This is a genomic window from Azonexus hydrophilus (assembly GCF_905120355.1).
GTDB lineage: Bacteria > Pseudomonadota > Gammaproteobacteria > Burkholderiales > Rhodocyclaceae > Azonexus.
This window is the reverse complement of the sequence record NZ_CAJHOB010000002.1, coordinates 48,433-73,059: the sequence shown is the minus strand read 5'-3', so window position 1 is coordinate 73,059 and position 24,627 is coordinate 48,433. Positions and strand designations below refer to the sequence as shown.

21 protein-coding genes are annotated in these 24,627 nt (G+C 61.6%); 9 read left to right on the top strand and 12 right to left on the bottom strand.

Translation table 11 applies throughout. From position 1 onward, the window contains the following. Window positions 1-3 precede the first annotated feature (3 nt). The 3 genes from aroE (at window position 4) to mgtE (ending at window position 3,053) form a co-directional block, all read left to right on the top strand. On the top strand, window positions 4-825 hold the full coding sequence (gene aroE, locus JYJ39_RS01755; RefSeq protein WP_205201585.1) for a shikimate dehydrogenase: 822 nt from the start codon (window positions 4-6) through the stop codon (window positions 823-825). After that, complete coding sequence (mtgA, locus tag JYJ39_RS01750) at window positions 826-1,524, top strand: monofunctional biosynthetic peptidoglycan transglycosylase (RefSeq protein ID WP_205201583.1); 699 nt, start codon at window positions 826-828, stop codon at window positions 1,522-1,524. An 86-nt stretch (window positions 1,525-1,610) separates the two neighbouring features. Next, window positions 1,611-3,053, top strand: a complete 1,443-nt coding sequence (gene mgtE, locus JYJ39_RS01745; protein ID WP_205201581.1) for a magnesium transporter — start codon at window positions 1,611-1,613, stop codon at window positions 3,051-3,053. A gap of 19 nt (window positions 3,054-3,072) precedes the next feature. Here mgtE and sugE read toward each other — a convergent pair whose 3' ends face one another. The 4 genes from sugE to thiD are packed head-to-tail and all read right to left on the bottom strand — an operon-like array spanning window position 3,073 to window position 6,158. Continuing rightward, a complete protein-coding gene (gene sugE, locus JYJ39_RS01740) occupies window positions 3,073-3,405 on the bottom strand; it encodes a quaternary ammonium compound efflux SMR transporter SugE (RefSeq protein WP_275887951.1) in 333 nt (110 codons plus the stop codon). Then, on the bottom strand, window positions 3,402-4,691 hold the full coding sequence (gene hemL / locus JYJ39_RS01735) for a glutamate-1-semialdehyde 2,1-aminomutase (protein ID WP_205201579.1): 1,290 nt from the start codon (window positions 4,689-4,691) through the stop codon (window positions 3,402-3,404). The genes sugE and hemL overlap by 4 nt, the downstream gene beginning before the upstream one ends. Beyond that, window positions 4,688-5,323 (bottom strand): thiamine phosphate synthase, encoded by a 636-nt coding sequence (gene thiE, locus JYJ39_RS01730; protein WP_240189501.1) that lies wholly within the window; start codon window positions 5,321-5,323, stop codon window positions 4,688-4,690. Before thiE ends, hemL begins: the two co-directional genes overlap by 4 nt. Then, a complete protein-coding gene (gene thiD / locus JYJ39_RS01725) occupies window positions 5,310-6,158 on the bottom strand; it encodes a bifunctional hydroxymethylpyrimidine kinase/phosphomethylpyrimidine kinase (protein WP_205201576.1) in 849 nt (282 codons plus the stop codon). Before thiD ends, thiE begins: the two co-directional genes overlap by 14 nt. 287 nt (window positions 6,159-6,445) lie before the next feature. On the opposite strand from thiD, the gene JYJ39_RS01720 reads away from it, so the two are divergent. The 5 genes from JYJ39_RS01720 to JYJ39_RS01700 are packed head-to-tail and all read left to right on the top strand — an operon-like array spanning window position 6,446 to window position 15,491. Then, the gene (locus JYJ39_RS01720) at window positions 6,446-6,808 is read left to right on the top strand and encodes a response regulator (protein WP_275887955.1); all 363 of its coding nucleotides are present in this window, start codon (window positions 6,446-6,448) and stop codon (window positions 6,806-6,808) included. Between the two features lie 35 nt (window positions 6,809-6,843). Then, window positions 6,844-7,209 (top strand): response regulator, encoded by a 366-nt coding sequence (locus JYJ39_RS01715; protein WP_205201572.1) that lies wholly within the window; start codon window positions 6,844-6,846, stop codon window positions 7,207-7,209. Between the two features lie 2 nt (window positions 7,210-7,211). Continuing rightward, on the top strand, window positions 7,212-7,724 hold the full coding sequence (locus tag JYJ39_RS01710; RefSeq protein ID WP_205201570.1) for a chemotaxis protein CheW: 513 nt from the start codon (window positions 7,212-7,214) through the stop codon (window positions 7,722-7,724). Between the two features lie 46 nt (window positions 7,725-7,770). After that, a complete protein-coding gene (locus JYJ39_RS01705; protein WP_205201568.1) occupies window positions 7,771-9,885 on the top strand; it encodes a methyl-accepting chemotaxis protein in 2,115 nt (704 codons plus the stop codon). A gap of 8 nt (window positions 9,886-9,893) precedes the next feature. Beyond that, window positions 9,894-15,491: an Hpt domain-containing protein gene (locus tag JYJ39_RS01700; RefSeq protein ID WP_205201567.1), complete on the top strand. Its 5,598-nt coding sequence runs from the start codon at window positions 9,894-9,896 to the stop codon at window positions 15,489-15,491. A 5-nt stretch (window positions 15,492-15,496) separates the two neighbouring features. Here the strand turns inward: JYJ39_RS01700 and recG are convergent, their stop codons facing one another. The 5 genes from recG to JYJ39_RS01675 all read right to left on the bottom strand — a co-directional run bounded on the left by recG (window position 15,497) and on the right by JYJ39_RS01675 (window position 20,412). Then, a complete protein-coding gene (gene recG, locus JYJ39_RS01695; protein ID WP_205201566.1) occupies window positions 15,497-17,524 on the bottom strand; it encodes an ATP-dependent DNA helicase RecG in 2,028 nt (675 codons plus the stop codon). A gap of 5 nt (window positions 17,525-17,529) precedes the next feature. Continuing rightward, window positions 17,530-17,910 (bottom strand): RidA family protein, encoded by a 381-nt coding sequence (locus tag JYJ39_RS01690; protein WP_205201565.1) that lies wholly within the window; start codon window positions 17,908-17,910, stop codon window positions 17,530-17,532. Between the two features lie 41 nt (window positions 17,911-17,951). Next, window positions 17,952-18,749 (bottom strand): SPOR domain-containing protein, encoded by a 798-nt coding sequence (locus tag JYJ39_RS01685; protein ID WP_205201564.1) that lies wholly within the window; start codon window positions 18,747-18,749, stop codon window positions 17,952-17,954. After that, entirely contained in the window at window positions 18,733-19,227 is a 495-nt protein-coding gene (locus tag JYJ39_RS01680) for a DUF2802 domain-containing protein (protein WP_205201563.1), read from the bottom strand. Before JYJ39_RS01680 ends, JYJ39_RS01685 begins: the two co-directional genes overlap by 17 nt. 84 nt (window positions 19,228-19,311) lie before the next feature. Continuing rightward, on the bottom strand, window positions 19,312-20,412 hold the full coding sequence (locus JYJ39_RS01675) for an OmpP1/FadL family transporter (RefSeq protein ID WP_205201562.1): 1,101 nt from the start codon (window positions 20,410-20,412) through the stop codon (window positions 19,312-19,314). A gap of 237 nt (window positions 20,413-20,649) precedes the next feature. Between JYJ39_RS01675 and JYJ39_RS01670 the strand changes: the two genes are divergently transcribed. Beyond that, window positions 20,650-22,437 (top strand): ABCB family ABC transporter ATP-binding protein/permease, encoded by a 1,788-nt coding sequence (locus JYJ39_RS01670; protein WP_205201561.1) that lies wholly within the window; start codon window positions 20,650-20,652, stop codon window positions 22,435-22,437. A gap of 102 nt (window positions 22,438-22,539) precedes the next feature. On the opposite strand, the gene rplQ is transcribed toward JYJ39_RS01670, so the two are convergent. The 3 genes from rplQ to rpsD are packed head-to-tail and all read right to left on the bottom strand — an operon-like array spanning window position 22,540 to window position 24,626. After that, window positions 22,540-22,941, bottom strand: a complete 402-nt coding sequence (rplQ, locus tag JYJ39_RS01665) for a 50S ribosomal protein L17 (RefSeq protein WP_205201560.1) — start codon at window positions 22,939-22,941, stop codon at window positions 22,540-22,542. Window positions 22,942-22,997: 56 nt separating this feature from the next. Beyond that, window positions 22,998-23,972, bottom strand: coding sequence for a DNA-directed RNA polymerase subunit alpha (locus JYJ39_RS01660; RefSeq protein WP_205201557.1), 975 nt, complete (start codon window positions 23,970-23,972; stop codon window positions 22,998-23,000). Window positions 23,973-23,996: 24 nt separating this feature from the next. Further along, entirely contained in the window at window positions 23,997-24,626 is a 630-nt protein-coding gene (rpsD, locus tag JYJ39_RS01655; RefSeq protein WP_205201555.1) for a 30S ribosomal protein S4, read from the bottom strand. Between the last annotated feature and the right edge of the window lies 1 nt (window position 24,627).

Sequence of the window (24,627 nt, the reverse complement as noted above, 5' to 3'; positions counted from 1 at the left end):
ACCATGCAGGACAGCTACTGCGTTTTCGGTAACCCGATCGCCCACTCCCGCTCGCCGGCCATCCATAGCGCCTTTGCCGCCAGCACCGGCGAGAATCTCAACTACCGGGCCATTCTGGCGCCCCTCGACGATTTTGCCGGCAGCGTGCGCCGCTTCATGGCCGCAGGCGGTCGTGGCGCCAATGTCACCGTTCCGTTCAAGGAAGAGGCCTACCGGCTGAGCACCCACCTCAGCGACCGGGCCCGCCAGGCTGGCGCGGTGAACACCCTCAGCTTCGCCGCCGACGGCAGCATCCACGGCGACAACACCGACGGCGCGGGTCTGCTCGCCGATCTGCAGGACAATCTCGGCTGCACCCTCGCCGGCCGGCGCATTCTCCTGCTCGGTGCCGGCGGTGCCGCACGCGGCGCCGTGGCTCCCCTGCTGGCAGCACACCCTGCCAGCCTGTACATTGCCAACCGCAGCGCCGACAAAGCCGATCAACTGGCGGCCCGTTTCCACGGCGACGTCCCGCTGCACGGCAGCAGTTTCGCCGCATTGGCCGGGCAGCAGTTCGATCTGGTCATCAACGCCACCGCCGCCAGTCTGGCCGGTGAACCGCTGCCCCTGCCCGCCGGCCTGTTTGCCCCCGACGCCCTGGCCTACGACATGATGTACGCCCGCGACGGCACCCCTTTCCTGGCGCAAGCACAGGCTCAAGGCGCCAGCCGCTGCGCCGACGGCCTGGGCATGCTAGTGGAACAGGCGGCGGAAGCCTTCTTCGTCTGGCGTGGTATCCGCCCGGCAACAGCGGCCGTATTGTCGCAACTGCGGCACGCGCCATAAATGAGTTTCCTGGGCCGGATCATCAAATGGGGGCTACTCGCCCTCATCGCCGCCGGCGGCCTCTGGTTTCTCTGGCTTCTGGCCTGGGTACTTTACTGGGGCAGTTTCAATCCCGGCACCACCCGTTTCATGGCCATCCGCCTGGCCGAGTTGCGTGAAAAAAACCCCGACGCCCGCCTGCAATATCAGTGGGTGGCCTACAACAGGATTTCTCCGCATCTCAAACGCGCCCTGATCGCCGCCGAAGACGCCAAATTCGTCGACCACGATGGCTTTGACTGGCAGGGGATTCAACTAGCCATCGAGAAAAACCAGAAAAAGGGCCGTTTCGTCGCCGGTGGCTCGACCATCAGCCAGCAACTGGCCAAGAACCTGTTTCTCAGCCCCAGTCGCAGTCTGTGGCGCAAAGGCAACGAAGCCGTGATCACCTTGCTGCTGGAAAACCTGTGGTCCAAGCAGCGCATTTTCGAGGTGTACCTCAACGTCATCGAGTGGGGAAATGGGGTCTTCGGCGCGGAAGCCGCCGCCCGCCACTATTTCAACCGCAGCGCCCAGCAACTCACAGCAGCACAGGCCGCCCGCCTCGCCGGCATGGTGCCCAACCCGCGCTATTACGACACCCACCGTAACGCCCCCGGCCTTGCCCGCAAAACGGCCATCATCCTGGCCCGCATGCAGGCGGCGAAACTCCCGCAATAACCCCCGCTGCACAGAGCGGACGCAATCGGTAAAACCGCCAGCCGACGGCCGATGGTAGAATGCAGCGTCTTTTGCGGCGCTGCACCATGAGCGAAGAAAACCAACTCTCCGATGCCGACGAATTGCAGGAGCGCCTGGCCGAGGTGCAGACCCTGCTCGCCCGCCACAAGGTAGTCGAAGATCTCGTGCATCGCCAGGAAGGGCCCCGCCACGAACTGGTCGAAGAGCTGATCCACAAGCAGCACCTGAACGAGTTGCAGCAGAAGCTGGAACCGATGCACCCGGCGGATATCGCCTATCTGCTGGAAGCGCTGCCCCAGGACGAACGCCTGCTGACCTGGACCCTGGTCAAGCCGGAATACAACGGCGAAATCCTGCTCGAAGTCTCGGACGCGGTGCGCGAAAGCCTGATCGAGGTGATGGCCCCGAGTGAACTCGTCGCTGCCGCCGAAACCCTCGACACCGACGAACTGGCCGACCTAGTCCCCGATCTGCCGCAGGCGGTGGTGGACGACGTGTTCCGCAGTCTGCCGGCGGAAGAACGCGAGCACCTGCGTGCGGCAATGTCCTACCCGGAGGATTCGGTCGGTTCGATCATGGACTTCGACATGGTGACCGTGCGTGAGGACGTGACACTGGAAGTCGTCCTCCGCTACCTGCGCCGCTTCGACGAACTCCCCGACCACACCGACCAGTTGTTCGTGGTCGACCGCGACGAACACCTGAAGGGCGTCTTGCCCCTGAATGTCCTACTGGTCAATGATCCGGAAACCGAGGTCGGCACGCTGATGCAGACCGAGTACCTCGATTTCGAGCCGGAAGACGACGCCGAAGATGCCGCCAAGGCATTCGAACGTTACGACCTGGTGTCGGCCCCCGTCACCGACGCCGAAGGGCGCCTGCTCGGCCGGGTCACCGTGAATGACGTGGTCGACTTCATCCGCGAGGAAGCGGAGTACGAACAACTGGCCAAGGTCGGTCTGGCAGAAGAGGAAGATATCTTTGCTTCCGTCTGGGACTCGGTGAAAAACCGCTGGGCCTGGCTGGCGGTCAATCTCGTCACCGCTTTCATTGCCTCGCGGGTCATTGGCCTGTTCGAGGATTCGATCGAAAAACTGGTCGCCCTGGCTGCGCTGATGCCGATCGTCGCCGGAATCGGTGGCAATTCAGGCAACCAGACCATCACCATGATCGTGCGCGCCATTGCCATGGGGCAGGTCCAGCCTGACGCCATGCGTCGCCTGCTGCGCAAGGAACTGGGGGTGGCCACGGTCAATGGCCTGATCTGGGGCGGCATGCTCGGCATCGCCGCCTGGTGGATGTACGGCAGCACCATGCTGGGCGTGGTGATGACCGCCGCCATGACCTTGAACCTGCTGCTCGCCGCCTTCGCCGGTGTCGGCATCCCCCTGCTGCGCCAGCGTTTCGGGGCCGACCCGGCCATCGGCGGCTCGGTGATGATCACCGCCCTGACCGATTCCGGCGGCTTCTTCATCTTCCTCGGCCTGGCCACCCTGTTCCTGATGTAAGGACGGGCGCCGCCCTCTTTTACTCCGGGCTGACCAGCTTGAGGCCGACGATGCCGGACACGATCAGCGCAATGCAGGCCAGCCGTGCCGCATCGCGCGCTTCACCAAACAAATACATCCCCAGCAGCGCCGTCCCCACCGCGCCGATCCCCGTCCAGACGGCATAGGCCGTGCCGAGCGGCAGGGTTTTCAAAGCCCAGCCGAGCAGCAGCACGCTCACCACCATCATGACCAGCGTCCACACGCTGGGCCAGAAACGGGAAAAACCCGCCGCGTACTTGAGGCCGATGGCCCAGCCGACCTCGCACAAACCGGCGAGGAAGAGAACCAGCCAGGCCAGTCCGTTGCTCATTTCTGACCGGCGAAGTAAGCGTCGGCCGCTGCCACGGTCGCGGCGATCTCGGCATCGCTGTGGGCCGCAGAAACGAAACCCGCCTCGAACGCCGAGGGGGCGAAATAATGCCCGGCCGCAATCATGGCGTGGAAGAAACGGTTGAAGGCCTCCTTGTCGCACGCCAGGACTTCATCGTAGGACCCCGGGCAACGCGCAGCAAAGTAAAGCCCGAACATGCCACCGATGTTCTGCGCGGCAAAAGCAACACCATGCTTCTTTGCCGCCGCCACCAGCCCATCGCACAGCGCCTTGGTCTTGGCTGTCAGTGTCTCGTAGAAACCCGGCGCCTGGATCAGCTTCAGCGTCGCCAGCCCGGCAGCCGTAGCCACCGGATTGCCGGACAGGGTCCCTGCCTGATACACCGGACCCAACGGAGCGATCTTCTCCATGATTTCGCGGCGGCCGCCAAACGCCCCCAGCGGCATGCCGCCGCCGACCACCTTGCCGAAAGTGGACAGATCCGGGGTAATGCCGAACAGCCCCTGGGCGCTTTTCAGGCCGACACGGAAGCCCGTCATCACTTCGTCGAAAATCAGCACGGCGCCGTACTGTGTGGTCAATTCACGCAAGGCCTTGAGAAACTCCGGCGTCGGCGCGATCAGGTTCATGTTACCGACGACCGGCTCCAGAATCACGGCAGCAATCTTGTCGCCATGTGTCTTGAAGGCTTCCGCCAGGCCTTGCGGATCGTTATAGGTCAGGACCATCGTCGTTTCGGCAATGCCCGCCGGCACACCGCCGGAAGACGGGTTGCCAAAGGTGAGCAGGCCGGACCCGGCCTTCACCAGCAGATGGTCGGCGTGGCCGTGATAGCAGCCTTCGAACTTGACCAGGATGTCGCGACCGGTAAAACCGCGCGCCAGGCGGATGGCGCTCATCGTCGCCTCGGTACCGGACGACACCAGCCGCACCATGTCCAGCGAGGGCACCAGTTCGCACAACAGATCGGCAATATCGACTTCGCGCTCGGTGGGCGCGCCAAAGGACAACCCATCAACCACGGCTTTCTGTACCGCTTCGATCACTTCCGGGTGCGCATGACCAAGAATCATCGGCCCCCAAGAGCCGACGTAATCGGTATACCACCGGCCGTCGGCATCCTGTACCTGGCTACCGACGCCCTTCTGGAAAAACAGCGGCGTGCCACCGACCGACCGAAAGGCGCGCACCGGCGAATTGACGCCGCCGGGAATATGTTTCTGGGCACGGGCAAAAAGAATGTCGTTACGTGAGGTCGTGGTCATGACGTGGCTTTCGTGAAAAGTTGCTGGTAATGCGCGGCACGTCCGGCAATATCCGGCGCCGCAAAGAGATCGTGGATGACGGCCAGCAGGTCGGCGCCATCGGCAAGCACAGCGGATGCGTTATCCAGGGTGATGCCGCCGATCGCGCACAACGGCACTGGCAGCGCCGCTTTTGCCTGCGCAATGAAGTGCGGCGGCAACAACACGGCCTGCGGCTTGGTCAGTGAGGGAAATACAGCGCCGAAGGCAACATAATCCGCCCCCGCCGCCACCGCAGCCCGAGCGCGCGCCAGATCGGCGTAGCAGGACACCCCCAGCAACCGCTCCGACCCGAGGATGGCACGCGCCAGCCGCCAGTCGCCGTCGTCCTTGCCCAGATGCACGCCATCCGCGTCAACCAGCAAGGCCAGGACCAGATCATCATTGACGATCAGGCGCGCCCCATAACGCCGCGTCAAGGCACGCAAGGCATGCGCCCGCACCAGCAATTCAGCCGGCGGCTGCGTCTTGTCGCGTAACTGCAGCCAGCGGCAACCGCCGGCCAGGGCGGCTTCGACGCGTGCCAGCAGATCGACACGGGGCAGGCCATCGGGGGTAATTGCATAAAGCCCGGAGAGATCAGTCACTACCACGCTCCGCCGTGGCGTCCGGCTCGCTACGCGCCCAGAACAGACGATCCGGAATGAACTGCCCCATTCCCCCCCGGAAGCCATGGCGCAGGCTATTCCAGGTGTATTCCTGGGCGTCACGCACGGCCTCTTCAATCCCGGCGCCGCCGGCCAGGCAAGCGGCAATGGCCGAGGCCAGCGTGCACCCGGAGCCGTGATAACTCCCCGGCAGACGCTCCCAACGACCATGCTGCAAGGCCCCTACGGCACCATGCAGGGTGTTGATGACGACTTGCTGCGTATTTTCATGCGTCCCGGTAATCAAGGCGTACTCCGCCCCCAGCTCGATCAGGCGGCGCGCGCAGGTATCAAGATCCGGCTCCTGCGCATCGTCGTCGCTTTCGACCAGACGCCGCGCCTCAGGCGCATTGGGCGTGATGATGGTGGTTTGCGGCAACAGCATCTCGCGCATGGCGTCGATGATTTCCTCGTCTGCCAGCGGATCGCCGCGCCCGGAGGCGAGCACCGGATCGAATACCAGTGGGATGTCGGGATAATCGGCCACGATTTCCGCCACCCGCTGCACGTTCTCGAGGCTCCCCAACAGCCCCAGTTTGAAGGCTGCCACCGGCATGTCCTCAAGCACGGCGCGCGCCTGATCCTCGAGAAAATCCGCCGGCGTCGCCGACACTGCATGCACACCGCCGGTATCCTGCACCGTCAGCGCCGTCACGGCGGTCAAAGGATGACACCCCAGGCTGGCCAGGGTAAGAATATCCGCCTGGATACCGGCACCGCCAGTCGGATCACTGGCAGCAAATACAAGTACCTGGGGAAAAACCGGGGGAGAAGGGGGCATCAGCAGAATGCAGCGAGTACGTTGCATGTAAATGTGCGGACCACGATTCTAGCCGATTCACCCCGCCCCCCAAAATACGCCGGAACAAAACGCAAACCACGCAGGTCACCGGCAAACCAAAGCAGTTCACCACAACCCATCGGTCTTATGTCTCATGAATTTGGGCTTGCCGCAGCCCCCGGGTTCCGTAGTAAGATGCCAACCCACTGTAATTAAAAAAGTGCGTCAGGAAACACCTAGGGGGCAGTGAATTGTCAGATTTGTCGCAACTGCAGGGCGTGCGGGTAATGGTGATCGACGATAGCAACACGATCCGCCGCAGCGCCGAAATCTTTCTCGTCCAGGCGGGTTGCCAGGTCATCCTGGCCGAAGACGGCTTCGATGCCCTCGCCAAGATTGCCGACCATCAACCTGCCGTGATTTTCTGCGACATCATGATGCCGCGTCTGGATGGTTACCAGACCTGCGCGCTGATCAAGAAGAATCCGCGCTTCAAGGCCACGCCGGTCATCATGCTGTCATCCAAGGATGGCCTGTTCGACCGCGCCCGCGGCCGCATGGTCGGCTCCGACCAGTACCTGACCAAACCCTTCACCAAAGACAGCCTACTGCAGACCGTCGCCACTTTTGCCCTGGCCACGCCCGCCTAACCCCTTTCGTTGCAATCAGTCACCAGGAAGCTCCCATGCCCGTCAAGAACATTCTCGTCGTTGACGATTCACCCACCGAACGTTTCTTCTCCGTCGACCTGCTCACCAAGGCCGGCTATGTCGTCACCACCGCAGAAAATGGCGAGGAAGGCATCGCCAAGGCCAAGGCCATCAAGCCCGACCTGATCCTGATGGATGTCGTCATGCCCGGCCTCAATGGTTACCAGGCCACCCGCACCCTGTCGCGGGACGAGGAAACCAAGCACATCCCGATCATCGTGTGCACCTCCAAAGGGCAGGAAACGGACAAGATCTGGGGATTGCGCCAGGGTGCCATTGACTACCTGGTGAAACCCCTCAACGGCCAGGAGCTCCTGCAACGCATCGCTGCCCTGCCCTGAACATGGCCCGTAAAAACAGTCTGCGCGATTTTCAAGCCTATCTGGCCGGACGCCTGAGCGATGCCGCACAGGGTCAGGCCGGCACCTCCTGGCTGGGAATCGAAATCGGCGGCGAAGGCTGGCTGATTGATCTGGCCGACAGCGGCGAAATCATCCTGGCGCCACAGATCGCTCCAGTGCCCTTGGTACAGCCCTGGTTTGCCGGCATGGCCAATGTGCGCGGCAATCTCTTTGCCGTCAGCGATTTCAGCGCCTTTCTCGGCACCCAGCCCACCCCGCACAATGCCAACGCCCGCCTGCTGCTGATCGGCGTGCGCCATGGTTCGAACGCCGCCCTGCTCGTCCCGCGCATGCTGGGCCTGAAAAAACCGGAAAACTTCGTGCCGCAGGCCGATGACGAAAACTTCCCGGACTGGGGCAAGCAACGTTTCTCGGATGGCGAAGATCGCCTGTGGCGCAAGCTGGCCGTACGCGAACTGCTGGCTGACCGCACCTTCATGAATATCGGCATTTAAAAAAACCTGCAATTCAGCCCGCTACGGGCTAGCAAGGAGAACTAGCATGGCCTTGAGCTTCAAATTCCCCAAGCTGGGAAAGGCACGCAGTAACGAAGCCCCCCTCACCATTACCGAAGACGCTCCGTTGCTGCAGCCCCGTGCCGCCACGAGCACAGCCGAGAAATCTGCCACCCAGCAGATGAAAAAGCTCGGTGGGATTTTTGCCCTGCTGCTTGCTGTCATCGCCATTTTCGTCGTACAAGATAGCCGTAATGCGACACACGCCACAGCCTATGTCGCTGCTGCCGGCGAGATGCGCATGCTGTCCCAGCGTCTGGCCAAAGCGTCTTCACTGGCGCTGCAGGGCGACCCGATTGCTTTCACCCAACTCAAGGAGTCGCGTGTCGCATTCAGCGACCTGATGGACAAACTGCGCCTGGGCGGCGACATCAGCGGCACCGATGTCCCCAAGTCACCCTCTGCCGTGCAGGAACAACTTGAAGCCCTGGAAAAGCTCTGGGTGCAGACCGACAAGGACGCCACCGTCGTGATTGGCCAGGAGAAGAACCTGGTGGCCCTGGGCAAGAACGTCGCCCTGGTGGACGACAAGAACGGTGACATCCTCGAACTAGCCGAACAGGTTGCCGCCCTCAAATTGCAGACCGGTGCTTCGGCACGCGACATTGCCACCGCCAACCAGCTGGTGATGCTGACCCAACGTATTGCCAAGAACGCCTCGGCACTTCTGGTCGGTAGCGAAATCAACCCGGAAGTCGCCTTCCTGCTGGGCAAGGACACCAACAATTTCCGCGATCAACTGGCGACGCTGGCACGCAACGTCACCGATCCCGACGCGCGCAGCAAGATCGACGCCCTGTCAGCCGGGTTCAAGGAGTACGAAGCCGCCGTCACCGGCATTCTCGGCAACATGCAGCCGCTGGTGCTGTCCAAGCAGGCCGGCTCCCGCATCTTCCGTGGCAGCGAAACCCTGCTCAAGGCCACCGACGATCTGGCACAAGGCTATCAGGCCGCGTTCAGCAACCGGATCCTGTTCATCGTCAGCATGCTGGTACTGGTCGCCGCCGCCATCGCCGTACTGGTCCTGCTGGTACGGGTCTATCGCAGCGACGTCGAAAGCCGCACCCTGGAAGTGGAAAAACAACGCCAGGCCTCGGAACTAGCCAACCGCGAGAACCAGGACGCCATCTTGCGCCTGATGAACGAGCTGGGCGATCTGGCCGACGGCGACCTCACCGTCACCGCAACCGTGAGCGAAAACATTACCGGCGCCATTGCCGATTCGATCAACTACACCATTGAAGAACTGCGGGTGCTGGTCGGACGGATCAACGACGCAGCCAACCGCGTGACCAGCTCCACCGAAATTGCCCGCAAGACGTCTGCCGAATTGCTTGAGGCCGCCGAGCGTCAATCGCAGGAAATTCAGGAAGCTGGCCAGTCGGCCCTGAACATGGCACGCTCGATGAGCGAGGTTTCGAACGAGGCCACCCAGTCGGCCCAGGTGGCGAACCAGTCGCTGCATGCTGCGGAAAAAGGGACGCTGGCGGTGGAGGATTCCATCAAGGGCATGAACGAAATCCGCCACCAGATCCAGGAAACCTCCAAACGAATCAAGCGTCTGGGCGAAAGCTCGCAGGAAATCGGCGAAATCGTCGAACTGATTTCCGACATTACCGAACAAACCAACGTGCTCGCCTTGAACGCCGCCATTCAGGCAGCGTCCGCCGGCGATGCCGGGCGCGGTTTCACGGTGGTGGCGGAAGAAGTGCAGCGCCTGGCGGAGCGTTCCGGCGAAGCCACGAAACAGATTTCCGCCATCGTCAAGACCATTCAGACCGACACCCAGGATGCCGTTTCCGCCATGGAAGAATCGACCCAGGGCGTGGTCGAAGGCGCCAAGCGCTCTGACGCCGCCGGCCAGGCACTGGCAGAAATCGGCCAGGTGTCGAACCGGCTGGCCAGCCTCATCCAGGGCATTTCCAGCGCCACCCAGGAACAGGCCAACTCCGCCACCCACGTCGCCCGTCTGATGCAGGACATCCTGCGCGTCACCGAGCAGACGACGGCCGGGACGCAGCGTACTGCCGAAGCAGTGGATGAACTGTCTGGTCTGGCCTCCGAACTGAAGGGTTCGGTCGCCGGCTTCAAGGTGGATTGAGGGCGGACATGAGCGCAGCAACAGAATTCGACGTCGGCCCGCTCACCTGGGTCAAGGGTGAAATCGATCAGGCCCTGGAGCGCGCTGGCGCTGCCCTCGATGAATTTGAAAAAAATGGCGAAGTCACCCAGTTCAAGTTCTGCCGCACCCACGTTCACCAGGTGCATGGCGCACTTGATATCGTCGGCCTGAGCGGCGTCACCGAACTCACCGAAGCCCTCGAAAACCTGCTGCAAACGCTGGAAAGCGACCCTGGCGCCAACGCTGCTGCCGCCCTGCCCGATGTACGCGAAGCGCTGCACGGCCTGCGCAACTATCTCGATGGCCTGCTCGCGGGCGAACCACACCAGCCCCTGCGCATTCTGCCGCTATGTGCCCGCCTGGCTGAACTGCGCGGCGCACCGCCGGTACACCCGGGTGACTTCTTCTATCCCGATCTCAGCCTGCGCCCTCCGCGCTCGACTATCGCCGCCCCCGAACTCAGCGCCGACGAAATCCGTGCCGTACTACGTACCCAGCGCATGAATTTCCAGAAAGGCCTGCTCAAGTGGCTGACCCGCCCGGCCGAACAGGAATCGGGCCGACACGCCATGGCAGAGGCGCTGGCGGCGATCGAGGCGATCCAGCCGACTCCCGGCGCCCGCACCTTCTGGTGGATTTCCCAGGCCTTCCTGGAAGCCCTGAACGATCCTGGCATTTCCTCCGATCAGTTGGCGCGCCAGCTCTGTGCGCGCATCGACCTGCAGATTCGCCGTCTGCTCGACGGCTCCTCCACGCTCGCCGAGCGCGTCATGCGCGAAGCCCTCTACTACGTGGCGCAAACAACGCCGGCAGCAGATTCTCTGGCAGCCCAGGCACAGCAGATTTTCGATCTCCCGGCACAGATCCCCAGCCGGGATCAGCCGGACGAGTCCCTCCCCGGGCAGGAGCTGCAATTGCGCCGCCTGCGCGACATCCTCACGCTCGCCGAAGAAGCCTGGAACAAGTATTGCGCAGGCCATGCCGCCAGCCTCAAACCATTTGCCGAGCAGGTCCAAGCCTGTGCCGAACTGACCGCCAGCATCGGCACCACCGATCTCAAGCGCCTCGGCCAGGCGCTCGCAGCCATCACCAACTGGCTGCAGGAAGACAGCAAACGCCACAGCGATGCGGTGGCAATGGAAATCGCCACCGGCATCCTTCTGCTGCAAAACGCGCAGGAAAATCACCGCCATCTAGGCAAGGATTTTGCCCAGCAGGTCGATCACATGGTCGAGCGCATCCATGCGGTCATCGCCGGACGCTCCACCAGCCCGGCAGATATTCCGCTACTCGATGAAATCACCCGGCGAGCACAGGAAAAATTGCTGATCAGCCAGGTTGGACGCGAAATCCAGAACAACCTGGCCCATATCGAGCAAAGCCTGGATGTGTTTTTCCGCAATCCGGCCAAAGGCTTCAGCATGGCCCCGCTGGAAGCGCCCCTCAAGCAGATCAGCGGCGCCTTGGCCATGCTCGGCCATTTCTCGGCAGTAAAGCGACTGCAGGAAACCAGCGAACATATCGCCCGTTTTGCTGCCAGCGATTACCAGCCGCAGGAAACCGATTTCCAGTCAGTGGCTGACGAACTCTCGCTGCTCGGCTTCTTCGTGGACGCCCTGGCGAATGACGAAGGCGATTTCGACGCCTTCGCCGCCCGCCTGCACGGTGAAACCGCCGCCCAAAACACACAGCACAGCACCCAGAACATCACCGTCGAAGCCGAACTGGCGCAGCAGACCCGGGAAGCCCGTGCGCTCGCCAACGCGCTGCGGCAAGCACCAGGCGACGCCCGCCTGCAGAAGGAACTCAAGGACAACCTTGAAGCCATCCAGAAAGATGCCGATCTGGTGGCCGACCGCGAGCTGGGCGAGTCTGCCAAAGCCACGCTGGCCGCACTGGCCACCGGCGTGGAAACCGAAACCGCCCTGTCCAATCTTGCCGCCAGCGCACCGCAAGCACCGTCGCCCTCGGCAGAAACCCTGCAACTGGCAAGCTCCAGCCACGAAGAAATCGACGCTGAACTGCTGGCCATCTTCATTGAGGAAGGCAAGGAAGTCCTCGGCGAACTGGCTCAGCAAAAAGCACGCCTGCGCACCAACCCGCATGACCAGGATGCGCTCACCACCATCCGCCGCTGTACCCACACCCTCAAAGGCTCCGGGCGCATGGTCGGCCTCAGCGATTTCGGTGAAACCGCCTGGGCTCTCGAACAGACCTTCAACCTGTGGTTGCGTCAGGACCGGCCGGCCAACGCCGAACTCCTGCAACTCATCGCCGACGAAGAACGGATATTCAGCGACTGGGTTGCCCACCTCGAAGGCAATGCCGCCACGCCTCCCGACACGGCAGCCATGGTGGCCCTGGCGACCCGCCTGCGGGGAGAAGAAAGCAGCGAGGTGCCCACCGCACTGACCACGGCGGGCTATACCCCACCCGCCGCAGAAAGCGCAGCACCGCCACAGGAGGCAGCCAGCGAAAGCCTGCTGGCGGAGGAAACTCCAGAAGATACAGCAGAGGAATTCCCTGCTGCTGCCGCGAACGACACGGAAGAAATCGACCTGACGGGCCTTGACGATTTCGAGCTCGACTTTCCCGATCTTGCCCCGGCCGAAACTCCCAGTACTGCAGCTGAGCTGCCTGCCACCACGCCGAACGAGCCGCTGCCCGACGCCCGTGAACCCGTCGCAGTAGACGCATCAACGTCTGACGAAGCATTCGACACGCTCGTAAACTTTGAACTCGACGCTGCCGACAGCGCCGCCGATGCAGCGCCCACATCTACTGAAACGGCACCTGCCGGTGATAGCGCCCCCACGCTGTATGACATTTTCCGGCACGAGGCAACCGGCCACCTGGCGACGTTGATCGAACACTTCGCCATCCTTGAAAATGACCCGGCGCAACCCACCGCATTCGAGATGATGCGGGCCGCACACACTCTGGGCGGCATCGCTGCCACAGTCGGTCTGCTGCCGATCCATCACTTGGCAATTGCCCTCGAACACGCGCTGGTGCGCCGCGAAAAAACCACCCACCCGGAAGCCCTGGCCGGTCTGGAAAGCGTGCGCCAGGCCATCCTGACGCTGGCCGACATGTTCACCCAACTATCGGCACAGCAGACACCGGAGGAGCAGCCGCAGCTCGTTGCGGCGCTTGAAGACAGCTACCCGCCTGCACTGAGCGAAGAAAAGAAAAACGACGCGATTGCTTCGCTGCTGGCCCCCGAACTGGTTGATTTACCTGCTGCCAGCGAAGCCGTCAGCGCACCGCCGCTGACCGACGAACTGGACGAGCAGCTGCTCCCCATCTTTCTCGAAGAAGCCAGCGATCAGGTTCGAGAACTGAGTGAGCAAGTCGCCGCCTGGCGTGCCGCGCCCAACGAACCCAGCGCGCCGCAGGCCATCGCCCGCCTGCTGCACACCTTCAAGGGCAATGCCCGCATGGCCGGCGCCATGAACCTGGGCGAAGCCACCCACCTGCTGGAAACCCGGGTGCAGGACGCGCTCAATGAAGGGCATGCCAGCAGTAGCCTGATCGACGACATCGAAGCCGGTTGTGACGCCCTGGCACAAGCCGCCGACAATCTCCGCCACGGCCAGAGTGGCAAAGTCGAATTGCCGGTGACTGAAGCCAGCGGCGACACCCCTGCCCCGCCCGTACCTCAGGACGAAGGTTCTGCTGCACCGGCGCCGGCCAAGAGCGTCCCTCCCCCGGTGAGCACACTCCCGGAACCGCAAGCACAGGAAAGCGACAGCACCCAGCAAGCCATGCTGCGCGTCCGTGCCGACCTGGTGGACCGCCTGGTGAGCGAGGCCGGCGAACTGGCCATTGCCCGCACCCGGATCGAGGGCGAGATGCGCAGCCTGAAAACATCGCTGCTCGACCTCACCGAAAACGTCATCCGCTTGCGCCGGCAGTTGCGCGAAATTGAAATTCAGGCCGAAACCCAGATGCAGGCGCGGGTAGCGCACACCCCGGAAGGCCAGGAAGAATTCGATCCACTGGAACTCGACCGCTTCACCCGCTTCCAGGAGCTCACCCGTTTCATGGCCGAGTCGGTGAACGACGTCGCCACCGTCCAGCAAAGCTTGCTCAAGAACCTCGATGACGCCAATGCGGCCATCCTCGCGCAGGCCCGCCTCAACCGCGGCTTGCAGCAGGAACTGATGGGCGTTCGCATGCTGCCCTTCGCCAGCCAGGCAGAACGGCTGTACCGGGTGGCACGCCAGACTGCCAAGGAAGTCGGCAAACAAACCCACTTCGAAATCCTCGGCGACCATGTTGAAATCGACCGCTCGGTACTCGACAAGATGCTCGGCCCGATCGAGCACATGCTGCGCAATGCGGTCACCCATGGTCTGGAAACGGCAGAACAACGCGTCGCCGCCGGCAAACCGGAGCGCGGACAGATCATCCTCAAGGTGGCCCAGGAAGCCAATGAAATCATCCTGTCCCTGACTGACGATGGTCGTGGCCTCGACCGCGAACGCATCCGCCGCCGCGCCGAGGAACTGGAATTGCTCGGTGCGGACCAGGAAATCAGTGACAGCGCCCTCTATGACTTCATTTTCCAGCCGGGCTTCTCCACCGCCGCCAGCTTGAGCCAGGTCGCCGGGCGCGGCGTGGGCATGGATGTGGTCAAAACCACCGTCGCCAACCTGGGTGGGCGCATCGAAACCAGCAGTGAAGTCGGCCACGGCACCACTTTCCGCCTCTACCTGCCGCTCACCCTGGCCGTGACGCAGACCTTGCTGGTCAGGGCCGGTAGCCAGACGTACGCCATTCCGTCGAGCATGATCGAACAGGTGCAGGAGATGAAAGAGGCCGGACTGGCTGAACTGCGCGCCGCGGGCAAAGCCGAGTGGCAAGGCAACAGCTACCCGTTCCATTTCCTGCCCCACCTCCTGGGGCAGCCCAACGCCCTGCCCGAATCCCACCGGCAATATTGGGTCCTGCTGCTGCGCTCCGGCTCACAGCGGGTCGGTGTCCTGGTGGATGAACTACGCGGCAACCAGGAAGTCGTCGTCAAGAACATCGGCAACCAGCTCGCCCGGGTCGTCGGTATCTCTGGCGCCACCGTCCTTGGCGACGGCCGGGTCGTCCTCATCCTCAACCCGGTGGCACTCGCCAGCCGGCAGCAGGAAGCTCGCCCGCTGGCAGCCACTGCGGAGGAACCGGTGCAGATCAGCGCACCGCCGACCCCAGTCGAACATCTGCCCACCATCATGGTGGTGGATGACTCCCTCACCGTGCGCAAGATCACCAGCCGTCTCCTGTTGCGCGAAGGCTATCAGGTACTGCAGGCGAAAGATGGGGTCGATGCGCTGGAGCAACTGGTCGATGAGCGCCCCGATATCATTCTTTCCGACGTCGAAATGCCGCGTATGGATGGCTTCGATTTCGTGCGCAACCTGCGTGGCGACGAAAAACTGCGGGACATCCCGGTGATCATGATCACCTCGCGCACCGCGGAGAAACATCGTAACTACGCCCTGGAAATTGGCGCCAACCACTACCTGGGCAAGCCCTACGACGAAGAAACCCTGCTTGGACTGTTAAGCAGTTATTGCAGGAAAAACGACTGACCCGTTCATGACTTGAGCAACTCCTCGCGCTGGCCCAGCCAGCGCTGGAGGTGCGCCGCGCTGGCAGCAGGGTGGCCGCTCAACATCTCATCGACGCAATCGCGGGCAGCCTCGACCAGTTCGGCATCGGCCTCGAGATCAACGTAGCGCAATAGCGGCACCCCGCTCTGCCGCGCCCCGATGAACTCGCCCGGCCCGCGCAGGCGCAGATCCTGCCGGGCAATCTCGAAGCCGTCGGTATGCTCGAAAATGATTTTCAGACGCTGCCGGGCAATCTCACCCAGCGGCCCCGCATACAGCAAGACACAACTGGATTCGTGCGCGCCACGCCCAACCCGGCCACGCAGCTGGTGCAGTTGTGACAGCCCAAAACGTTCGGCATGCTCGATCACCATCACGCTGGCATTCGGCACATCCACCCCGACCTCGATCACCGTGGTCGCCACCAGCACATCCAGCTCACCTGCCGCAAACTCACCCATCACGGCCTGCTTGGCATCGGGTTTCAACCGGCCATGCACCAGACCCACACGCAGGTGGGGCAGATCGGCCGTCAATTGTGCACAGGTGTCCTCTGCCGTCTGCAACTGCAGCGCTTCAGATTCCTCGATCAGGGGGCAGACCCAGTACGCCTGCCGGCCTTCAGTCACCATTTTTTCGACAAAGGCGACCACGTCCGGTCGCCGGTTATCTGCCACCAGGCGGGTTTTCACAGGCGTCCGCCCGGGCGGCAGTTCATCGAGCACGGTGACATCGAGATCGGCGTAATAACTCATGGCCAGGGTGCGCGGAATGGGGGTCGCTGACATCATCAGCTGGTGCGGATTATTCCCCTTGCTGCGCAGCGCCAGGCGCTGCGCAACCCCAAAACGGTGCTGTTCATCGATGATCACCAGCCCCAGCCGGGCGTAATCCACTCCCGCCTGAATCAGCGCATGCGTCCCTACAATCAATTGCGCATCGGCTGCCGCAGCTTCCTGCTGCGCGCGTTTGGCCTTGCTGCTCAAACTGCCGCTCAACCAGGCCAGGCGCACCCCCAGCGGCACCAGCCAGCTTGCCAACTTCTGGTAATGCTGTTCGGCGAGAATCTCCGTCGGTGCCATGAATGCCACCTGCCAGCCAGCAGCCATTGCCTGGCAGGCCGCCAGCGCCGCAACAATGGTCTTGCCAGCACCCACATCACCTTGCAGCAACCGCTGCATCGGATAGGGCTGGGCCAGATCGGCGGCGATCTCCGCCACTGCGCGCTGTTGCGCGCCGGTCAAGGCAAAGGGCAGTACCGCCAGCAGCGCCTGGGCCAGAGCACCATCGCCCTGCAACACTGGGGCGCCTTGCTGGCGACGGGCGAGAAAGGCACGCCGCAGCGACATTTGTTGCGCCAGCGCCTCATCGAACTTGAGCCGGCGCCACGCCGGGTGGTGCCGCTCCTGCAAGGCAGCGATGTCGGTGCCTGCAGCCGGGTGGTGCAGGAAGCGCAGGCTGCGCGCAAACCCCGGCAGCTGATAACGGCTGCGAATGCTCTCCGGCAGGGTATCCGCCAGGTCGTTGCCCTCAAGGGCACGCTGCACAAGCTTGGCTAAAGCCCCGCTGGTCAGCCCGGCAGTGGTGGGATACACCGGTGTCAGCGTTTGCGCCAACGGCGTCTCGGCCGTAACGCTCTGGCAACGCGGGTGCACCATCTCCAGCCCCCAGAAGCTGCCCCGCACCTCACCGAAAACACGCAAACGCGCGCCGGGGGTCAGCAGAGCCTGCTGGCTGGGATAAAAATTGAGAAAGCGCAGGCTGATGTCGCCACTGGCATCAAAGGCATGCGCCACCAGTTGCCGCCGTGGCGCCATTTGAATTTCGCAGTGCCTGACCTCCACCTCAAGCAGCACGGGCTCCCCGCAAAATGATCGCGCAACCGGCGTCAGCCGGGTTTCATCTTCGTAGCGCAGCGGCAGGTGCAGCAACAGGTCATCTTCAGTCACCAGCCCCAGCCGTGCCAGCTTTTTCCTGAGGGCGTCGCCTGCCTTGATCGGCCGGCCAATCATGCGCCTTAAGCGATGACCATCACCGCATCGGCTTCCACCAGCGCCGCGCGCGGCAATTCCTTGACGCCGACCGCAGCACGAGCCGGAAACGGTTCGCTGAAATAGCGGGCCATGCACTCATTGACCTTGGCGAAATTGCCCAGGTCAGTCAGATACACATTGAGCTTCACCACATCGCTCAGGGAACCGCCGGCCGCTTCCGCCACCGCCTTGAGATTCTCGAAGACGCGCTCGATCTGGGCATCGATACCGTCAACCATCTGCATGCTGGCCGGGTCCAGACCGATCTGGCCGGACAGATAAACTGTATCCCCCACACGTATCGCCTGTGAATAGGTTCCGATGGCGGCGGGAGCACGGGAGGTGGCGATGATGCTGCGAGTCATGGTGAATTCCTTGAAAATGTGAACAACCTGGACACCTGAAGTCAGCGTGTCCCCTTGGGCATGACCAGCAAGCTGTCGATACCCAGAGCTTTCAACTTGGCCTGTGCGGCGAGTGCTTCCTGGCGGGTATGAAAAGGACCGACCTGAACCCGGGTTTCGACCTGGGTCGGAATTCCATTCAAGGTCAGTTTAGCGTGCAACTCCTCTGCCCGCTCAGCACTGGTAAAGACGCCGGCTTGCAGCAGGAAACCTTCAACCTGGCGCGCCGGACGCACCGGCGGTGGCGTCACTTCAACCACCCGGGCAGGGCGGCTGGTAACTGCCGTAGACTCGCCGCGGTTTTCAATGCGTTCCCTTGGCTCTGGCCTGGCCGCTGGCTCCACCAGGATGGGCGGAGCCGTTGTCCCTTCAGGCACGACCGTCTCCACAGGGGCTTTTCTGTCAACTGGCCGACGTGGCGCACCAGCTGGTGGCTGCTCGGCTAGTGGCGAGGGCTCAGGTGTTGCCGCAACAACGGGAGGGGGCGGCGCCTCCTCGGCCAGTGCCGTTTCGGCGCTAGCCGTCTCCGCAGTTTCCGCAGCATTGCCGGGCTCATCAGGCGGCGCGGATACCGGCTGTGTCAGCACTTTCTTGGGTGCCACAGGTACGGTTTCCGTGAATTCCGGCATCTCCACTTCCTCGGCCGGCTGCGAGAGGTGATCGAACAACGCCAGCAAGGCCAGCAATAACGCGACCAGACCACCCGCCATGGTCAGTCGCTTGATCAGCTGCCGCCGTAGATCCAGATTCTCGGCGCCAGCGACTGGGGCCGCAGTGCGTATTTCATCCACCATATTCATCACCCCGCTGCATGTGTTGTGCTGCTGCCTGGCTTTGCGTCAACGCGACAACCAGCTCCGCCTCGGCGCGGGCAATGCCGCAGCGCTCGGCAATCATTTCGGCCGAGTGCCCGGCCACAGCCATCTGCATCGCATCCCCGTACAGAGGGGAAACATTCTGGGCGACACGAACTTGCGCCAGATCATGCTGCATGTCGTTGCGCAGGGCGGCCAGTTCGCTGCGCAGGATATCCACCTCTTCGCGCAGCAAGGATATTTCTCGCTCCATGTGCGCCAGCTCAGGCCCTGACGCCACCCCAGCCACCAAGTTCAGGGCCTCCACCCGCACCGGCTGTGCAGTTTCCTCCGCCATGGCAGACAGGGCGGCGGCTGGCGCTGGTGCGCTGGCCTGCTGTGCCGTCCTTTCCGGCGGCGCAGCAATATGGCGCATCCGCCACAATACCCGGCCAATGTAGAACGCCAGAAGAACGATGAGCAACAGGACTGCTTCCCGCAAACCAACGTGCCACCCGGCGATCTCCAGTCCTGCTCCGCCGAAACTCAGCATCCCTGTGACTAAGATTTAGAAGCCGATGGCGTACTGCACGCCAAGCACGTGGCCACTCCCTTCATAACGACCCACCACAGCGCCGTCAGCCACCTTGCCGTCGCGCAGATATTGGTAGGCATAGCCAACATCGAGCACGCTGGCCTTGCCGAAGGTCCATTGCCCACCGAGGGAGAACCACAAGCGGTCGTTATCCGGCAGCGCTGCAATGCGCTTGTGCTTACCCATCGGAGCATGATCATAGGCAATACCAAACTTGATCTTGCCGCGCGGGTTGAACTTGTACGCTGCCCCCCAGGCGAAACGCCAGGCGTTATCCAGGTCGTAGCCATCGATCGATTTCCAGTGCGTGTAGGACAGATCGCCCATGGCTTCCCAGCGGTCAGAAACCTGCTGCCAGACGGAGAGTGTCAGACTGGCCGGCGTATCCAGATCGCCCTTGAAAGCCGCACCATTTTGCCGCCCGGAGAGGTCGTGTTCGATTTTTGAGCGATAGGCCACGCCCACGCGCATGGCCGGTGACAGGGTGAACAACGCACCCACATTCCACCCCACAGCGCTGTCGTCAGCTTTGGTATTCGACGTCGCGCTGGTCAGGCGCCAATCGAGCTGCTGGTAATTCAGCCCCAGTCCCAACGCCACCTTGTCGCTCAGCTTGTAAGCCAGTGCGGGATTGAAATTGACCGTCCGGATTTCCGTCCGCCGCACAGTCGCATCACCCTGCCAGCCCGCCTTGTAATCGAGATCGAGCATGTACGGGCGTGATACGCCGAGGCCCGCGGTGAGTTGCGGCGTGATCTGCCAACTCATGTAGGCATTCGGAATAACGTAAGGCTCCCCGGCTTCCCCACCGGAACGCCCGCCGGCCCCACGAAATTCGCGCTGCTCATTGACACCGACAACACCCGTCGAGAAATGCACGCCGGGAAGATTCGCCATCCCAGCCGGATTGTAGAACACGGTTGATGCATCGTTTGCCACTGCGGCCGATCCCGCATACGCCACGCCCAACCCACTGGCACTCTGTTCCCATGCCTGAAACCCTGCCGCAGCGGCAGTCCCAGCGGTGGTCATCGTAACGCCCAGCAGCAAGGCCGGCAGTTTTTGCATCTTCATGTTTTGCTTCATGTCACTCATTCCATTCGGCAGCGTGTGCGCCGCGCGCAGCACTTTCAAGGTGCCCGATTTTATTCCATTTCCACATATTTTCTGAACTTTCAGATCGTGCCACCCTCGGTTTTTAGTAGCCTGTCGCAAGCAGCACATACCCCTAAGTCCATTTTGCCGGCGCAATTCACTACGCTGCCCGTGCTTTCCCTATACTCCAGCTTCCTTGTTCGCTCCGATTAGTCCATGCGCCGTACCAGTCCGCCACCTGCTGCTTCAACCAACACTCGCCTGCACATTCGGCAGACACTGCGTACCCTGTTTCCCTATCTCTGGCAGTACCGAGGGCGCATTCTTGCCGCACTTGCCTGTCTGGTTCTAGCAAAAATCGCCAATGTCGGCGTCCCACTCGTCTTCAAGGAGATGATCGATTCCTTTGCGGACAGTCGGTTGGCATTGCCGGTGCTGCTCCTGTCGCTGTATGGCGTTTTACGCTTTTCTACTTCGCTCTTTACCGAGTTGCGTGAAATCCTGTTTGCACGCGTGACGCAACGTGTGATCCGGCGCGTCGCACTGGAGGTATTCCAACATCTGCATAATCTGTCGCTGCGCTTTCATTTGGCACGCCAGACCGGCGGCATCTCGCGCGACCTCGAACGGGGCACGCGCTCCATCTCCAGCCTGATTTCCTACACGCTCTACTCCATCCTGCCCACGCTGATCGAAGTGTTCCTGGTCCTCGGCATCCTCTTTGTCCGCTACGACATCATCTTTGTCCTGATCACCCTGGCCTCCCTTACCGCCTACGTGGTTTTTACGGTCAAGGTGAGTGACTGGCGCATCAACATCCGGCGCGCCGTCAACGAAAACGACAGTGCCGCCAACAGTCGCGCCATTGATAGTCTGATAAATTATGAGACTGTCAAATATTTCAATAACGAGCACTGGGAAGCACAACGCTACGATGCCCAGCTCGTGCAGCTGGAAGCCGCCAGCGTGCGTAGTCAGACAACGCTTGCCTACCTCAACCTCGGGCAACAAGGCATCATCGCCCTCGGGGTGACTGCAATGATGTGGCATGCCGCAGCCGGCGTAGTTGATGGCAGCATGACCATCGGAGATCTGGTACTGGTCAATGCCTTTCTGATCCAGCTCTATATTCCGATGAATTTCCTGGGAATTGTGTACCGGGAAATTCGCCAGGCGCTAGCGGACATTGAGCGCATGTTTGCCTTACTCGGCAGCGAACGGGAAATTGTTGATCGCGCAGACGCGCAGACACTCTCGGCGCATTCCCCGGTGACAGTCGAATTTTGTGCCGTCGATTTTGCCTATGACAGCAAACGAACCATCCTGCACGGCATCAGCTTTCAGATTCCAGCAGGTAAAAACGTGGCCGTCGTTGGCGCATCAGGTTCCGGCAAATCGACGCTGGCGCGCTTGCTTTACCGTTTTTACGACGTACAAGGGGGCAGCGTACGCATCAACGGCGAAGATATCCGCAATCTTACGCAGGCCAGCCTGCGCGCAGCCATCGGTATCGTGCCGCAGGATACGGTGCTGTTCAATGAGTCCATCCTCTACAACATCCGCTATGGGCGCCCTGAAGCGTCTGACACCGACGTCTATCAGGCCGCACAGGCGGCCCACTTGCACCAGTTCATCGAAAGTCTGCCTGACGGCTACCAGACGCAGGTTGGGGAACGTGGGTTGAAACTGTCTGGCGGCGAAAAACAGCGCGTCGCCATTGCCCGTGCCTTACTCAAGAATCCACAGCTGCTGATCTTCGACGAAGCCACCTCTGCACTCGACTCCAAGACAGAGCGGGCAATTCAGAATGAACTGGAACTGGCATCCCGCGGCCGTACCAGTCTTATTATTGCCCACCGGCTGTCCACCATCATGCAGGCCGACACTATCCTGGTCATGGACAACGGACAGATTATCGAACAGGGCCGCCATTCAGAATTGCTGGCGCGCGGCGGCACCTATGCCCGCATGTGGGCTCTGCAGCAGCAGGAGCACCTGAGCTGATTCCACTGCCACACTCACTCGGCACTAGTGACTGCATGCCAGAAAAATTCAGGAAATAAAAAAACCGGCCTGCGCCGGTTTTTTTATTTCAACACGAGGTGGTTATTCCGCGCTGTTTTCTTCCACTTCAACCGCTTCCGAATTTTCCGGACGATCAACCAGTTCGACAAACGCCATCGGTGCATTATCGCCCACGCGGAAACCGCACTTCAGGATACGCAGATAGCCACCCGGACGAGTCGCGTAGCGCGGCCCGATCTCGGCGAACAGTTTGACGACGATTTCACGATCGCGCAGACGGTCAAACGCCAGACGCTTGTTAGCCAGCGTCGGATTTTTGCCCAGCGTGATCAGCGGCTCAACCACACGGCGCAATTCCTTGGCCTTGGGCAGAGTGGTTTTGATTGCTTCATGACGAAGCAGGGAAACCGCCATGTTGCGCAGCATCGCCAGGCGATGGCTGCTGGTGCGGTTCAGTTTACGAAGACCATTACGGTGACGCATGGTTAATCCTTTCTATGTTCTGCAGGCGTCCCTTGGCAGCCTGTTCATGTCAAGGCTTACGCCTTGTCAAGACCAGCAGGCGGCCAATTTTCCAGTTTCATGCCCAGCGTGAGGCCACGCGCGGCAAGCACTTCCTTGATTTCATTCAACGATTTGCGACCCAGATTCGGCGTTTTCAACAACTCGTTCTCGGTGCGCTGGATCAGGTCACCGATATAGTAGATGTTTTCTGCCTTCAGGCAGTTTGCCGAACGCACCGTCAGTTCGAGATCGTCAACCGGCCGCAGCAGCACCGGATCAACCTGGGTCGGCTTGGCCGCTTCCGCAACCGGTGCCGTACCTTCCAGATCAGCGAAGACCGAAAGCTGCTCGATCAGCACGCGTGCAGCGTAGCGGATAGCCTCTTCCGGTTCGACAATGCCGTTGGTTTCGATATCGACGATCAACTTGTCGAGGTCGGTACGCTGTTCCACACGCGCCGCTTCAACCGCGTAAGCTACGCGACGAACCGGGCTAAAGGATGCATCCAGCACCATCTGACCGATAGTTTTGGAATCACCCAGATTGCGCATGTTGCCAGGCACATAACCACGCCCTTTTTCCACCTTGATTTCCATGGCGAGCTTGCCGCCTGCGGAAAGATGGGCAATGACGTGTTCTGGATTGATGATTTCGACATCGTGCGGCAGCTCGATATCGCCAGCGCAAACCGGACCTTCCCCTTCCTTGTTAAGCTTCAGGCTGACTACCTCGCGGTTGTGCAGCTTGAACACCACGCCCTTCAGGTTAAGGAGAATGTCGACCACGTCTTCCTGCACGTTGTCGATCGACGAATACTCGTGCAACACCCCGTCAATCGACACTTCGGTCGGGGCGTAGCCCGGCATCGACGACAGCAGGATACGGCGCAGGGCGTTGCCAAGGGTATGTCCGAAACCGCGTTCAAACGGCTCCATGATGACCTTGGCTTCGACCGGCGACACACTCTGCACGTCAATGATGCGGGGCTTGAGAAGTCCACTGCTTTGCATGGGCTAAGTTCCTCTGCTTGCGGGTTACTTCGAATAAAGTTCGATGACCAGACCTTCATTCAGGGTCGGCGAAAGTTCCGAACGCTGCGGCATGGCCTTGAATGTGCCCTTGCCTTCCTTCACGTCAACCGAGATCCACTCCGGGAAACCACGCGACTCGGCGGCTTCCAGCGCAGCCTTGCAACGCAGGGAGGCACGCGAGCGATCAGTCAGTTGCACCACATCACCCGGCTTGACGATATAGGACGGGATATTCACACGCTTACCGTTGACCAGCACGCCATTGTGGCGCACGACCTGACGGGATTCAGCGCGCGAAATGCCAAAACCCATGCGGTAAGCAACCGAATCAAGGCGGGCTTCCAGCAGTTGCAGCAGGTTTTCACCGGTCTGCCCCTTACGGCGCTCGGCTTCGGCAAAGGTACGACGGAACTGACCTTCAAGAACGCCATAGACACGACGAATCTTCTGCTTGGCGCGCAGATGCACACCGTAGTCAGACAGACGGGCACCCGATTTCTGACCATGCTGACCCGGCGCATAGGCACGGCGTTCGATGGCACACTTATCGGTGAAGCACTTTTCGCCCTTCAGGAAGAGCTTTTCGCCTTCGCGGCGGCACTGACGGCATTTCGGATCGAGATTACGAGCCACT

What these genes read in the sequence shown, in the direction of transcription:
- aroE (WP_205201585.1), top strand. Translation starts at nt 4, where the DNA reads ATGCAGGACAGCTACTGCGTTTTCGGTAACCCGATCGCCCACTCCCGC.
- mtgA (WP_205201583.1), top strand. Translation starts at nt 826, where the DNA reads ATGAGTTTCCTGGGCCGGATCATCAAATGGGGGCTACTCGCCCTCATC.
- mgtE (WP_205201581.1), top strand. Translation starts at nt 1,611, where the DNA reads ATGAGCGAAGAAAACCAACTCTCCGATGCCGACGAATTGCAGGAGCGC.
- sugE (WP_275887951.1), bottom strand. Translation starts at nt 3,405, where the DNA reads ATGAGCAACGGACTGGCCTGGCTGGTTCTCTTCCTCGCCGGTTTGTGC.
- hemL (WP_205201579.1), bottom strand. Translation starts at nt 4,691, where the DNA reads ATGACCACGACCTCACGTAACGACATTCTTTTTGCCCGTGCCCAGAAA.
- thiD (WP_205201576.1), bottom strand. Translation starts at nt 6,158, where the DNA reads ATGCCCCCTTCTCCCCCGGTTTTTCCCCAGGTACTTGTATTTGCTGCC.
- JYJ39_RS01720 (WP_275887955.1), top strand. Translation starts at nt 6,446, where the DNA reads ATGGTGATCGACGATAGCAACACGATCCGCCGCAGCGCCGAAATCTTT.
- JYJ39_RS01715 (WP_205201572.1), top strand. Translation starts at nt 6,844, where the DNA reads ATGCCCGTCAAGAACATTCTCGTCGTTGACGATTCACCCACCGAACGT.
- JYJ39_RS01710 (WP_205201570.1), top strand. Translation starts at nt 7,212, where the DNA reads ATGGCCCGTAAAAACAGTCTGCGCGATTTTCAAGCCTATCTGGCCGGA.
- JYJ39_RS01705 (WP_205201568.1), top strand. Translation starts at nt 7,771, where the DNA reads ATGGCCTTGAGCTTCAAATTCCCCAAGCTGGGAAAGGCACGCAGTAAC.
- JYJ39_RS01700 (WP_205201567.1), top strand. Translation starts at nt 9,894, where the DNA reads ATGAGCGCAGCAACAGAATTCGACGTCGGCCCGCTCACCTGGGTCAAG.
- recG (WP_205201566.1), bottom strand. Translation starts at nt 17,524, where the DNA reads ATGATTGGCCGGCCGATCAAGGCAGGCGACGCCCTCAGGAAAAAGCTG.
- JYJ39_RS01690 (WP_205201565.1), bottom strand. Translation starts at nt 17,910, where the DNA reads ATGACTCGCAGCATCATCGCCACCTCCCGTGCTCCCGCCGCCATCGGA.
- JYJ39_RS01685 (WP_205201564.1), bottom strand. Translation starts at nt 18,749, where the DNA reads ATGAATATGGTGGATGAAATACGCACTGCGGCCCCAGTCGCTGGCGCC.
- JYJ39_RS01675 (WP_205201562.1), bottom strand. Translation starts at nt 20,412, where the DNA reads ATGAAGATGCAAAAACTGCCGGCCTTGCTGCTGGGCGTTACGATGACC.
- JYJ39_RS01670 (WP_205201561.1), top strand. Translation starts at nt 20,650, where the DNA reads ATGCGCCGTACCAGTCCGCCACCTGCTGCTTCAACCAACACTCGCCTG.
- rplQ (WP_205201560.1), bottom strand. Translation starts at nt 22,941, where the DNA reads ATGCGTCACCGTAATGGTCTTCGTAAACTGAACCGCACCAGCAGCCAT.
- JYJ39_RS01660 (WP_205201557.1), bottom strand. Translation starts at nt 23,972, where the DNA reads ATGCAAAGCAGTGGACTTCTCAAGCCCCGCATCATTGACGTGCAGAGT.